The 13555-nt window shown below is 42.9% G+C and carries 11 protein-coding genes and 1 pseudogene; 10 read left to right on the forward strand and 2 right to left on the reverse strand.

Translation table 11 applies throughout. The features are described 5' to 3' along the window. Nucleotides 1–149: 149 nt before the first annotated feature. Nucleotides 150–920 (reverse strand): Ku protein, encoded by a 771-nt coding sequence (locus tag ACQ86K_RS32115; protein ID WP_091173182.1) that lies wholly within the window; start codon nucleotides 918–920, stop codon nucleotides 150–152. Nucleotides 921–1341: 421 nt separating this feature from the next. Here ACQ86K_RS32115 and ACQ86K_RS32120 point away from each other — a divergent pair, with 421 nt between their 5' ends. Continuing rightward, on the forward strand, nucleotides 1342–2040 hold the full coding sequence (locus ACQ86K_RS32120) for an SIMPL domain-containing protein (protein ID WP_321556125.1): 699 nt from the start codon (nucleotides 1342–1344) through the stop codon (nucleotides 2038–2040). A 114-nt stretch (nucleotides 2041–2154) separates the two neighbouring features. Then, nucleotides 2155–3006, forward strand: a complete 852-nt coding sequence (gene ypfJ, locus ACQ86K_RS32125; protein WP_091173189.1) for a KPN_02809 family neutral zinc metallopeptidase — start codon at nucleotides 2155–2157, stop codon at nucleotides 3004–3006. Nucleotides 3007–3720: 714 nt separating this feature from the next. Here ypfJ and ACQ86K_RS32130 read toward each other — a convergent pair. Beyond that, nucleotides 3721–4665, reverse strand: a complete 945-nt coding sequence (locus tag ACQ86K_RS32130; protein WP_431199435.1) for an NADP-dependent oxidoreductase — start codon at nucleotides 4663–4665, stop codon at nucleotides 3721–3723. 464 nt (nucleotides 4666–5129) lie between these two features. Between ACQ86K_RS32130 and ACQ86K_RS32135 the strand changes: the two genes are divergently transcribed. The 8 genes and pseudogenes from ACQ86K_RS32135 to ACQ86K_RS32170 all read left to right on the forward strand — a co-directional run bounded on the left by ACQ86K_RS32135 (nucleotide 5130) and on the right by ACQ86K_RS32170 (nucleotide 13472). Continuing rightward, nucleotides 5130–5513: a (deoxy)nucleoside triphosphate pyrophosphohydrolase gene (locus ACQ86K_RS32135; RefSeq protein WP_431199436.1), complete on the forward strand. Its 384-nt coding sequence runs from the start codon at nucleotides 5130–5132 to the stop codon at nucleotides 5511–5513. Next, complete coding sequence (locus tag ACQ86K_RS32140) at nucleotides 5514–6473, forward strand: phospholipase D-like domain-containing protein (RefSeq protein ID WP_431199437.1); 960 nt, start codon at nucleotides 5514–5516, stop codon at nucleotides 6471–6473. 23 nt (nucleotides 6474–6496) lie between these two features. Further along, nucleotides 6497–8296, forward strand: coding sequence for a DEAD/DEAH box helicase (locus ACQ86K_RS32145; RefSeq protein WP_431200979.1), 1800 nt, complete (start codon nucleotides 6497–6499; stop codon nucleotides 8294–8296). Nucleotides 8297–8340: 44 nt separating this feature from the next. Further along, a pseudogene (locus ACQ86K_RS32150) lies at nucleotides 8341–8667 on the forward strand (DUF3427 domain-containing protein); the annotation flags it as partial. 535 nt (nucleotides 8668–9202) lie between these two features. Beyond that, complete coding sequence (locus ACQ86K_RS32155; RefSeq protein WP_431199438.1) at nucleotides 9203–9886, forward strand: DUF6134 family protein; 684 nt, start codon at nucleotides 9203–9205, stop codon at nucleotides 9884–9886. Nucleotides 9887–9910: 24 nt separating this feature from the next. Continuing rightward, the gene (locus ACQ86K_RS32160) at nucleotides 9911–10549 is read left to right on the forward strand and encodes an RNA polymerase sigma-70 factor (RefSeq protein WP_431199439.1); all 639 of its coding nucleotides are present in this window, start codon (nucleotides 9911–9913) and stop codon (nucleotides 10547–10549) included. Next, on the forward strand, nucleotides 10546–11538 hold the full coding sequence (locus ACQ86K_RS32165; RefSeq protein ID WP_091173222.1) for a FecR domain-containing protein: 993 nt from the start codon (nucleotides 10546–10548) through the stop codon (nucleotides 11536–11538). Before ACQ86K_RS32160 ends, ACQ86K_RS32165 begins: the two co-directional genes overlap by 4 nt. A 179-nt stretch (nucleotides 11539–11717) precedes the next feature. Next, the gene (locus ACQ86K_RS32170) at nucleotides 11718–13472 is read left to right on the forward strand and encodes a carboxypeptidase-like regulatory domain-containing protein (RefSeq protein WP_431199440.1); all 1755 of its coding nucleotides are present in this window, start codon (nucleotides 11718–11720) and stop codon (nucleotides 13470–13472) included. Nucleotides 13473–13555 lie beyond the last annotated feature (83 nt).

The raw sequence follows: 13555 nt of genomic DNA on the forward strand, positions 1-13555 counted from the left end.
TTCGTAATATCTGAAGGATTTTATCTTCTTAAAAAAACAGCTTTCCAAACATTTCCAACCATGAGTTCTGAAAACAACACATGTTGACTCTTTTTGAGGAATATTTCAATTACAGACTTAAAACTTTCAACTCCGTACTTCCGGCTTCATTAAGCCCCTTTCTTGCTTTTTAAACTGGCCATCAGCTGGTCGTACAAATCGTCACTACCTGTTTTGCGGGGTTTAAGCTTTTTAACTTTGGCGCGTTTACCTTTTGATTTGGCCTCGATGATCCTGAGCAGCTCATCATTATACTCGTCTTTAAATTTAGACACATCAAAATCTTCGGCGTATTGATTTATAAGGGTGAGGCCCATATCCAGTTCCTTTTTACTTACCTCAATCTTATCGGGCAGGTTAAGATCATCGGTATCACGAATCTCCTGCCCAAAGCGGATGCGGGTTACTACCAGTACATTTTTAAGCGGGTGAACGATACAAAGGCTTTCGGTGCTGCGCAGCACAAAACGGGCCAGCCCTGCTTTTTTTGATTGCGTAAGTGCCTGGATAAGCAGGGCATAGGCTTTGTTGTTTTTGGTATCGGGCTCGGTATAGTATGATGTTTCGTAAAACATGGGGTTTACATCGGCAATATCTACAAAGCTTTCAATTTCAATTACCTTGCTTTTTTCGGGCGCTGCATCCTCAAAGTCCTGTTCGTCCATGATCACGTAATCTTCATCAAGCTTATAGCCTTTTACAATTTTATCGTAGGGGACTTCCTTGTGGGTATTTTCGTTTACCCGCTGAAAACGGATGCGTGCATGATCACGGCTATCCAGCATATCAAAATCAAGCGAACTGGTTTGTACTGCCGAATATAATTTAACGGGGATGCTCACCAATCCAAAACCTATCGAACCTTTCCATATCGATCTCATAGCTAAACGTTATTAAATGTGCTGTAATATAACCATTAAGGATGGAAAGGGTTTGGAAAAGGGAAGTAAGTTGTTGTGTGCTAAAAGGTAAAAGTATGGCATCGTGAGAACTCCCTCTTGAGAGTAATAACCCATTAAAAGACATAAGTAAGGAATTAAACACCCTATCGACTCACCCCGACATCGCTACGCTTGTCACCCCTCTCTACGCAAGCGTAAAGAGGGGACTTTTCTTTGCCCTCTTTACGCCAAAGGCGAAGAGAGGGGTGACAAGCGTAGCGCAGACCGGGTGAGTCAACTATGCGTCAGGCCGCCGGTTTATTTACAAGCATACCAATGGCTTAGCAATTAATTGTAGCCTTACTGTTACACATTAAACTAAATACACGTTACCTTAGTCATAACATCAAATAATATACACATGAAAAAGCTATTTATCCTTGCCGCACTATTAGCAACTACCATTGGCGCATTTGCCCAAAACGTTGACCTTAGGCGTAAAATTGAAGTTACCGGCATCGCCGAGCAGGAGGTTACTCCTGATATTATAAACGTGACCATATCACTACAGGAATACATGGACGGCAAAAAGCACATTGCCATTAACGACCTGGAAGATCAGCTGGAAAAAGCCGTTAAAGACGCCGGCATTCCATCGTCAGATTTTACGGTGAACAATGTATCTGCCTGGAACAATACCTATCAAAAGAAAAAAGCACCCGACTTTTTGGCCAGCAAACAATACGGCCTGCGTGTGCGCGACCTGAACAAGTTTAACCAGATCATGTCGAAAATTGATCCTAAAGGGATTCAGGCTACCAATATTGAAAGCTACGACTATTCAAAAATGGCCGATTTAAAGCGCGACCTTAAAATAAAAGCGCTGTTGGCCGCACGTGATAAAGCAACCTACCTGTTGGCTGCCCTTGGCGAAAAGCTGGGTGGTGCTATCAATATTACCGAAAGCGATAACAGCAGCTTTCCGCAACCAAGGATGTATGCTGCCAATGTGATGACATTCAAAGCATCGGCAGACAGCAATGTTGGCGATTCGGATATCAGTTTCAAAAACATCAAACTAAGTTTCCAGATCCAGGCGGTGTTTGAGATTGTGAAATAATCTCGTCCCCCTAAAGGGGAGTTAAAAAATCTGAAGCCTCTGTTAAAACAAACAGGGGCTTTTTTCATTATCTTGTATAAAAAACTCCCCCTTTAGGGGGCCGGGGGGCAACATATGCAATGGTTTGGCAGACGCGAAAGCGATAACGTAGATGATGAACGCGGTGGTGGCGGCGGCAGGTTAGCCATTGGCGGTGGCGTACTTGGTATTATAGCAGCCGCTATTTATTTTTTTACCGGGGTCGATCCTTCGGCGCTGTTTAACCAGGTAGCAACCAACCAGCCGGCCCGGCAGGAGCAAACCGTTAATAACGGCCCCGAAGATGAAGGCAAGAAATTTGTGCGCGTGGTTTTGGCCGATACCGAAGATATCTGGACAAAACTGTTTAACGACATGGGCCGTACTTATGAAAAGCCGCGTTTAACCCTATTTAGCGATTATGTACAGTCAGCTTGCGGTAATGCCAGCTCGGCAAGCGGTCCGTTTTATTGCCCCGGCGATTCGCGGGTATATATTGATCTTTCTTTTTACGATGAGTTGAAGAACCGTTTCGGTGCCGCCGGCGATTTTGCGCAGGCTTATGTGATAGCGCACGAAGTTGGCCATCATGTACAAAATCTTTTGGGAATCTCACAGAAAATGGATCAGGCACGGTCAAGATTGAGCGAACGCGCATACAATAAGCTTTCAGTAAAACTGGAGCTCCAGGCCGACTTTTATGCCGGCGTTTGGGCGCATTACGAAAAAACCATGAAAAACGTGCTCGACAAAGGCGACATAGAAGAAGCCCTGAACGCGGCCAACGCCATAGGTGACGATCGGCTGCAGAAACAAGCACAGGGCCATGTAGAGCCCGATAGTTTTACGCATGGCACCAGCGCCCAGCGGATGTACTGGTTTAAAAAAGGTTTCGACACCGGGGATATTAACCAGGGAGATACTTTTGGAAACGGGGATTTGGATTGATTAGTTTATTGGCTCAATAGTTCAGTTGTTCATTGGTGGGAGGGCGTTGAGGTTAGGAAAGGGCTTTTGTGGTTTTATAACAAACATCGTCGCCCTCTTGGCCGGGCGGGGGCCAGTCACTTTTTCCTTGATGAAAAAGTAACCAAAAACCGAGCGGAGCGAGCTCATGAGCACCTACAAAGCAAAACAACCTTGCGAATAAATCAAGACAAAAAAATGCTTCTCCCCGCAGGCCATACTCCCAGGCCCGCTTTTTTGTCGGCCCAACGCACTTTTGTTTTGGGTTTGATAACAATATTTCACGGTTCTTATCTTAATTCTTGACTCTTACCGTCTTGCTTCTTCCTCACCCCGTCGGCAGGTAAGCTTCGGGTGAAAGCGGGCAGAACAATTGTGGCCTTGTGTGGCTGCAGGGGCATAGCAAGTTTTTGCAGAAGCCGGGGCAATGAGCGGGTGAAGCAGGGCAAAATAATTGCAGCCCGTGGTTCTGCCCGGTTTGCAGGGCAAAGGCCCTGTGCGGCAAAGAAGCCTATCTGCTGACTTGACTTTTTGGTTACTTTTGTGTCAAGACAAAAGTAACAGCCAACCCGCGGCGATTGAGCGGGGCCGATGTTAGTTAAATACAACTAAGGTCTTTTAAAAGAGCAATAGCGGACTTGGCGCCCGGCTCGGTACAGCATGCGATTGCCACGCTATCGCTCGCAATGACATATTTTATTGAAATACCAACACCACTTTCCCAACCGTTCTCCCACTTTCTAACTGCAAATGCGCATCGGCCATTTGCTCAAACGGAAATACTTTGGATACGTGCGATTTAATGATCCCTTTTTGCAGTAATCCCGCAATGGTGGCCATATTTTCAGCATTGGGTTTTACCCTGGTGTTGTGGCCATTGATGCCCAGCGCGTTGGCTTTGGGGGTAACGGTTTCGTTCATGCCGGAAACGATGCTTATAATGGTGCCGCCTTTTTTCATCACCTGCAGCGAGCGGTCAATGTATTCGCCGCCAATGGTGTCAAGCACAAAATCGATATTGCCGGTAGCGGTTTCAAAGGGCTGCGCTTTATAGTCGATATGCTCATCGGCACCAAGGCCCAACACAAAATCGCGGTTGGCAGCCGAGGAAGTGGCGATAACATAGGCGCCCAAATGTTTAGCTATCTGCACAGCATAATGACCAACCCCGCCGGATGCGGCATGGATCAGTACCCGGTCGCCGGGTTTAACAGGTGCATTGGTGTGGAAAGCCTGCCAGGCGGTAAGCGCGGCAAGTGTAGCCGCCGCAGCTTCCTCATGATTGATGCCGGCAGGTTTCAGCGCAAGTTCATTAGCTTTGGCCTTAACATATTCGGCATAGGCTTTACCGGTTTTGGGGAAATCTATCATGGCAAAAACCTCGTCGCCGGGTTTAAAGCCGGTAACATCCGCGCCCACTTCGGTGATCTCGCCCGAAATGTCCCAGCCCAAAATAATCGGCGACTCGTCCTTAATAAGCCCTGCAACGCCTTTCCCCGAGCGGGTTTTAACATCCACAGGGTTTATGCTGATGGCTTTCAGTTTTACCAGCACTTCATCGGCAGCTATGGTTGGTACAGGTATTTCGGCAGGTACCAGGTTTTCAACCCCGCCAAAGTCTTTTAAAATTATTGCTTTCATGGGTGATGCGTTTTAAGGGCTAAAGTTATATCACTATCAATGAAAAACGGGCATAAATGGGATATAATTTGGCGTTGCGCTTATATCCGACCCCAACTCCATGTTTTAGTAGGATGGTGATAGGCGTTGGGTAAATGGGTATACATCATCAGGTTTAAACATTGTTGTACTGACCTACATCGTCGCCCTCTTGGCCGGGCGGAGGACTTTACTTTACCTTAGATGCAAAGTAACCAAACATCAAGACAAAAAAATGCTTCCTCCCACGGGCCATACTCCCAGGCCCGCTTTTTTGTCGGGCCGACGCGCTTTTATTTGGAGTATTGTGATAGCCCTTGTTCCCTATTAAGCATTCCGCTTTTATCTTATTTCCCGGCTTTTGTTGTCTCGCATCCTTGATCTTATTGTCTTACTTCTTGATTCTAACAGTCTTGTTTCTTCTTGCAAAGCCTTATCTTAGAAACGTGATCAAAGTAACATGCGCTATTATTGTTAATGCCAACGGACTTGTATTTGCCGCCCAGCGGAGCGCAACCATGAGCCTGCCTTTAAAATGGGAGTTCCCCGGCGGTAAAATTGAACCCGGCGAAACCGCCGAAGCCAGCCTCATCCGCGAGATTAAGGAGGAGCTTCATGTGGATGTTGAAATTTTGAAGGCCCTGCCCGTCAATACGCACCAGTATCCCAATGTTAGCATACAACTGATTCCCTTTGTTTGTAGAATTACTTCTGGGCAGATTGTGTTAAAAGAGCATTTTGATTTTAAGTGGCTGCATAAAGATGAATTATTAGCTTTGGATTGGGCGGAGGCGGATGTGCCGATTGTTAAATATTATATAGAAACCTAAATGTCGACACTTGAATTAGGCTTGTATGAGCAGCTTATTACAAAACTCATTTCCAATAAATTACAAACCGTTAGCAGCGATACCTTTTTTGTTAAAAGCACATTACTTGATAAAGAAGAAGCGTCCAGATATCTCAGCATCTATTTATCTGAAACTATAAAGTTTGCCCTTAATGAAATCAAGGGTGATGATAAAGTGTTTAAGCAGATTGAGTTATCAAATAAAATAATTCAGCTATTAATAAGTGCTTTACCTGATATTAGCTTAACAGGCAATTTAATTGAAGACGAGGGTAAAATTCTTAATGCGGTCTTTTCCACATTAGACAACCCCCATAGTAAATTAGAAGAGCGCGTAAAGTTAATTACTCCCTATACTCGACTAAGCCAGAGTGAGCTTTTCACAGGGAACAATGTGGGTATTTCATTAGAAAGCGAAATAAGAAAAGAAATTCTTTCATCGGACGAAATCTGTTGGTTAGTTTCCTTTATTAAATATCCCGGCATCAGGATCCTTAAGGATGAATTAGAAGAATTTACCAATAGCGGCAAAAAACTAAAAATTATAACCACATCTTATATGGGTGCCACAGATGTGAAAGCAATTGAGTTTTTATCCAAACTGCCAAACACTGAAATAAAGGTCTCCTATAATTCAGATCATGAACGTTTGCATGCCAAAGCATATTTATTTTTAAGAAAAACAGGATTCGATACCGGATATATCGGTTCCTCAAATATTTCACGATCAGCACTTACAAACGGATTAGAGTGGAACTTAAAAGTAACATCTAAAGAAATTAGCCATATCATTGATAAGTTCAAAAAAACGTTTGAAACCTACTGGGTTGATAAAGACTTTGAACTTTATATTCCTGGTAAGGACACACTAAAACTTGAAACGGCGCTTAAACAACAGAAGTATTACGATAAGAAATCTATAACAACTTTTTTGATTTAAAGCCATTCTCCTATCAGGAGGAGATATTAGAAAAACTTCATTCTGAACGAGTTGTACATAATAGATTTAAAAATCTTTTGGTGGCGGCAACGGGCACAGGCAAGACAGTGATTTCTGCTTTTGATTATAAGCGGTTTAAAAACTCAAATCCAAGGGCGCGCTTGCTTTTTGTAGCTCACAGAAAAGAAATTCTTGAACAGGCTCAAAACACTTTTCAGCATGTTTTAAAAGACTCCAATTTTGGTGATTTGTGGGTAGATGGCATCACCCCAACTAACTATGAATATGTATTTGCGTCTGTGCAAAGTCTTAATAATAAAATTCAAGACTTAACTCTGTTGCCCGATTTTTATGATTTTATAATCATAGATGAGGTACATCATGCTCCTGCGTCAAGCTATCGTTCCATATTTGAAAAATTCACCCCGCAAATCTTATTGGGCTTAACCGCAACCCCCGAACGAGGAGATGGCGAAGATGTGCTAAAAGACTTTTGTGATGAAATAGCTGCAGAAATAAGGCTACCTGAAGCGTTGAATAGAAAACTACTATCTCCGTTTCAATATTTTGCGCTTTCAGATAGCGTAGATCTGTCAAGAATATCGTGGAAAAATGGGAAATATGAGATAAATGAACTTACAAAGCTATATACTGAAGATGATAGGCGAGTAAGCGAAATTTTAGCCAATTGCGAAAAATATTTAACCGATATTAACGATGTAATGGCGGTTGGGTTTTGTGTTAGTCAGGATCATGCTCGCTATATGGCTGAAAAGTTTACTTTGGCTGGGTTAAAGGCCGATTATTTAACATCTGAAACATCTAATAATAGGGATGAGCTGCGAGCTCGGCTTAGGCGTAAAGAAATTAATTATCTTTTTGTTAGAGATATCTTTAATGAGGGTGTTGATATTCCAGAAATTGATACCGTTTTATTTTTACGCCCAACAGAAAGTCTAACTATTTTCCTACAGCAATTAGGACGGGGCTTACGCCTTGCTCCTAATAAAGATTGTTTAACAGTTCTTGATTTTGTTGGCAATTCAAGACCAGAATACGATTTTGAGCACAAATTCAGAGCGCTTGTTGGTAAAACGCATACGTCAATTATTACTGAGATAGAAGATGAATTTCCTCATTTACCTTTAGGCTGTTCAATAGTACTCGAAAAGAAAGCAAAGGAAATTATTCTAAAAAACATAACAGCTGCAATAGGATTTAATAGAACACAACTAATAAATAAAATCAGAAGCTTTCATTTGCAAATAGCCTTGCCATTAACGTTAAAAAACTTTATTAGAATTCAGAATATTGACCTCCCTTTAATTTATAAAAATAAAAAGTTTGGATGGAAAAGGCTATGCGCAGAGGCTGGAGCTATTAGTAACTTTGACGAGCCTAATGAATCGGTTTTAACTGGATCTATCGCCAGAAAACTATTGCAATGTAATTCTGTAAGTTACTTGCATTTTATTAAGTCGTTAATTGATAATAGATTTATTGTCAATAGCTTGGATTCGGTGCAGCAGCAAATGCTTTTAATGTTCCATTACGATGTTTGGCAAAAAGCAGGGCCAGACGCTGGCTTTGATTCTATCGAAAAAAGTATACTACAAATTAGCAATAATCCAATCATGGTTGCTGAACTTCAAGAGGTGATAGATATTCTAATAAGTAGGGTCGATTTTGTAGAAAAACCTATAGCTTTAGATTTCCCATTCCCTTTACAAGTACATAGTCGTTATAATCGCGACCAAATTTTAGTAGCCATGCAACTAAATAGCTTTGATAAAGCATCATCTAACAGGGAGGGGTTGCATTAAATAAAGAATTAAATACGGAAGCGTTTTTTGTAACATTAAAAAAATCTGATAAAGAATATTCACCAACAACGCTTTATGATGATTATGCCATAAACGAATATCTTTTCCATTGGCAATCACAAAATGCAACATCTCCAGAATCGCCTAAAGGATTATCTTATATAAGCCATCAAGATGATGATAAGAAAATCTTGCTTTTTGTGAGAGAGCAAAACGACGATGAGTTTGGATTTACTATGTCGTACGTGTTTTTAGGAGAAGCTAACTTTATAAAATCAAGCGGATCAAAACCGATGAACATTGAGTGGCAATTGAACGAGCCTATGCCGGCTTATATTTGGAAAGAGAGCGGTAAGCTTGCTGTTGGATAACCCTAAATTTCCTTAAAACTTACTACCCCTGTAGCCCCAATAGCGATTAAACCTCACCCAAATGGTGGCGCTATATTGTCAGCATCCCAATCACCCCGAATCGCCTAACCTCATTTTCGTTAAAAAACATCAAAAAAACCCCTCTGCCGGCGCTGCCTCAATTAAGGCTGTATTTTACTCCTGAAAGTTTTAGTAATTGACTGTCAATATTTTACCATTGTTTCAGTCTAAATATTAATTATTTGATTATCAGTATGTTTCATAAAAAAGATGTTCCGCATTTTCACACTCAAAAAATGGAACATGCTTATTTCGCAAAAAAGGGCGGTGTGCTTTTTTCATTTTTTCGTGGGGAATCAAAAAATTGGGACACCCGATTTTTTTACTATATTTGAAAATATATAATTCAGATGGATATAGTAGTAATTAATTAATCGAAACAAAATAATGCAAAGGCATAGGGGTAAAAGTTTAGAGTGTTGTAATAAAGTAAACGCGTTAAAAGCTTTATTCAATAACTTTAAAATGACAACCCATGATACCCGCTTTAATAATTTGGTTATTTAAAAAATATATCCGGCCTGCCCTTCAAAATAAAACTTTCCCAACGTTCAATATCTTCGGTCCGCTAAAATGGGCGGCTATGGTGGTGGCATTGCTCTGCCTCGCTGTGGGTGCCCTGGCGCAGGAACAAACGGTTAAATACAATGTGCTGCACAGCGGCAAGGTAGTTGGCCACATGAACCTGTATCAAAAACGCCAGGGTGATGAGCTGTACCTCAAAATGATTTCGGAGGTTAAAATGCGCTTCATTTTCAGCGTTAAGGTGGAGATCCAGGAGGAGAGCACTTTTAACAATGGCAAGCTCATCAGTTCGCAGGTATGCAGAAATGTCAATGGTTCAGAAAAATGCAACCGCCAAACCAAAGCCGTGGCCTCGGGCTACCAAACCACCGCCGAAGGCAAGTGCGGAAAAACGGTTGATCAAAAGCAAATAGCCGCCAACCTCATGCTGCTGTACTGCCGTGAACCGGCCGACCGGGCGCAGGTCTACTCCGATAACTTTCAGCAGTTTCTGCAGGTTAAGCAGGTGAGCCCGCATGTGTACCGAATTGATCTGCCCGATGGCAATTACAATTTTTACAGCTATACCAATGGTGTGTGCAGCAAGGTGGATATTCATCATTCGTTATATACCATCCAAATTCAGCTGGCCTGATTTGATTTTTAACATTTGGGAGCTATGAATTTAACGGCCAAACAAGCTATCTTTAGCGCTAACATCTGCACCTTAAAAGTGGAATACAGCGATAGCACGGCCATTGGTTTAATTAAACAGGGAAGCCAGAAAGCTTTTGAGCGGCTTTTTAAAGATCACTTTAAAAGTCTGCACGCCTATGCCTACACTTTTTTAAAGGATGATGAAATGGCCGAAGAGGTAGTACAAAACGTATTTTGCCGCATTTGGGAAAAACGCGATCAGCTTAAAACCGACGGCAGTATCAAGGCCTACCTGTATCGCTCGGTACATAACGAAAGCCTGAACTACTTAAAACACCAAAAGGTACGCGCCGGCTTTGGCGTTTATTATGCCGATGAGATGGAACAGGTTGGTAATGATGATTCGGCCTCAAAAAAACTGCTCACCGCCGAACTGCAAAAGCATATTGAAAAAGCCCTGAGCGAACTGCCCGAGCAATGCCGCATCATTTTTCAGCTGAGCAGGTTTGAGCAGCTTAAATATCAGCAAATTGCCGATCATATGGGTCTTTCGATCAAAACCGTCGAAAACCAGATGGGCAAAGCGCTGCGGGTAATGCGCCAAAAATTGGCTGAGTTTTTACCCATTATTTTATTGTTATTTATTAATTGGTTTGTATGAGCTATACCGGTATGCCCATAGATGATGATTTGCTGGTGAAATACCTGGTTGGCGAAGCCACGCCCGCCGAGGTTGAAGCTATACAGAACTGGATTGCCGCTTCGCCTGCTAACAGACAGGAATATGATAATTTTAAACTGATCTGGGATGAGAGCCAATATATAGCCTCAACCAAAAATTTGGATGAGGATGCCTCCTACTTCCGCCTGCAAAAAAGGCTGAATAATACCGGCCCGGCTACAGCTAAACCGGCACCAGTGCGTAAAATGAAAGCCAGCTGGTGGGTAGGCATTGCGGCATCATTGCTGTTAGTTTGCACCGTGACCTGGTTAACTATAAGCCATTATTACGATAACCGGAACATTGCTTTTATCAAAGTAGAAAGCGAAGCTAAAACCCGCGAGCAAACCCTGCCCGATGGTTCGATAGTTACCATGAACAGCCATAGTACGCTTATTTACCCTGAAAAGTTTACAGGCAAAATCCGTCCGGTTACTATGCTGGGCGAGGCTTTCTTTAAAGTAACACCCGATAAAACAAAACCTTTTATAATTAGGGTGAACGGTGTAACGGTTAGGGTGGTTGGCACGTCATTCAATGTAAAAAGCCGCGATGGCAAAACGCAGGTGATTGTTGAAACGGGCATTGTTAACGTAAGCGAGAAAAACAAAAATGTAAACCTCAATCCCGGCGAAAAGGTACTGGTTACCGGCAAAGATGGCCTGCAGGCTAAGGAAAGCATAAAAGGGCGTTTATATAATTACTATGCAACCCATGAACTGCTTTGCGATGAAACCCCGCTAAATGAGCTGGTTGGCTCATTAAATGAAGTGTACGGGGCTCACATAGTTATCGGTAATAAAGCCATTGCTAACCTGCCTATCACTACGGTGTTTAAAGATCAGTCGTTAGATCAGGTGTTGGTTGTGATCTCCGAAACGTTCAAGATCAAAGTGGAGCGCGGGAAAAAGGGGATTGTGTTGAAGTAAGGGACAAATAATCTCTAAACCATGTCATTGCGAGGAGCGCGCCAGGGACAGTGTATGGCGCGACGTGGCAATCTCGTAGCTATGCATAAACGATTTGCTTGTTCGATAGGCATGGCTACGGGATTGCCACGCTTCGCTCGCAATGACATAGTTTTTAATATCGATTGAAGAATATTTTTATGTTGTATAAACTACATCGTTACCTAAACTACACCATTGCCCTGCTGCTTCTCTCGGCCTTAACCGCTCATGCCGATTCCATCCTTTCCAAAAACATATCTGTCCATGTAACCGAAATGCGACTGGGCACGGTGCTTAAAACCATCGAACAAAAAGGCAACTTCTACTTTTCGTACAACAGCAACATTGTAAAAACCGACAGCTTGGTTACCATCAATGCTGATAACTGGACGATTAAAGAAGTGCTTGACCACATGCTTCGCTATCGCTTTGAGTACCGTGAAACAAAGAATTTTATTATCCTGAGATATGCGCCCTTACAACTCACCATAGTAACAGACAAGGCTGCTACAGATGGCGACAACTACAACATCAGCGGTACCGTAACCGACGAGCGAACCGGTGATAACCTGCCTAATGCCAGTGTATACTCGCACGAACAATTGCAATCGGTATTGACCGACAAGGAAGGCCATTTTGATATGACCGTCCGCAACGAAGGCCAGCCGATCACCTTAACAATAAGCAAAGAGTTTTATAAGGATACTACGGTTACTTTTTTAGCAGATGTTAACGTAAGAAGCACCGACACCACCCTGAAGAAAAAACGCAGCCTGCTGGGGTATATCCTTAGTGACGATTATTCGGGTGTCGAAAATACTTCGCTGGGCAGGTTGTTCATTTCCACCAAACAACAGATCCAGGCGGCCAATCTCGGCGGGCTGATTGCACAGGCCCCCTTCCAGGCTTCGGCCATACCAGGCGTAAGCACTCACGGCAACTTCAGCGGACAGGTAGTAAATGTGGTTTCCCTCAATGCTGTAGGCGGCTATAATGCCGGGGTTGATGGCTTTGAAATGGGCATTATTTTCAATTTAGATAAAGGCGACGTTGGTGCGGTACAAATAGCCGGGATCTTTAATGTGGTGGGCGGCTCAGTAAATGGCATTCAGCTTGGCGGCTTGTACAATAACGTTCTGGGTAACGTGCGGGGCATTCAGCTGGCCCTGCTCCATAACAGCGTAAAACAAAACATGAATGGTTTGCAGTTGTCAGCCCTTTACAACCATACCCGCGGATCAGTCAGGGGCATTCAATTAGGTGCGATAGGCAATATTGCCGGCAAAAATTCTGATGCGCTGCAACTTGGCGGGATCGGCAATATCGCACAACAAAAATTTGGTGGTCTGCAAGTGGCAGGCTTGTTCAATTATGCCAAACATCTTACCGGGGTGCAATTGGCGTTGGTGAACATTGCCGATACTTCATCAGGATTTAGTATCGGGCTGTTGAATATTATCAACAGCGGTTACCATAAGCTCGCTATCTCCACTAACGAAACTCAAAATATCAACCTCGCCTTTAAAAACGGCAACAGCAAGCTGTACACCATTTGGCAGGGCGGTATGCGGGTTGATGGTAACAGCAAATTATATTCGTTTGGCTTAGGTTTTGGGCGCGAGTTTGGACTGGGGCAGCACCTGGCTATCAACACCGAAATAGGTTCAAGCTACCTGTACCAGGGTACATGGTTAAAAACCAATCAGCTTAATAAGTTTAACCTTGATTTTACTTGTAAGGTAAGCCGGAAGTTTTCCATTTTCGCAGGGCCATCGTTAAATTTTCTTTATTCAGATCAACGCGCGCCTGTTGATGGTTACGCTTATACGCGGGATCTGCACCATTCTTTTATCCGTGATAACAGGAACTGGAGCGGGTGGGTTGGATGGAGTTTTGGGGTTAATTTGTTTTAAATAGTTTTAGGGCGAACAAAAGCCCTTTCAAGTCCCGAAAATTCTCCATAAAAAGAAAGCCCCAATCTCAAAATAGACTGGAG

The sequence above is a fragment of the Mucilaginibacter sp. P19 genome, assembly GCF_050632265.1.
GTDB lineage: Bacteria > Bacteroidota > Bacteroidia > Sphingobacteriales > Sphingobacteriaceae > Mucilaginibacter > Mucilaginibacter gossypii.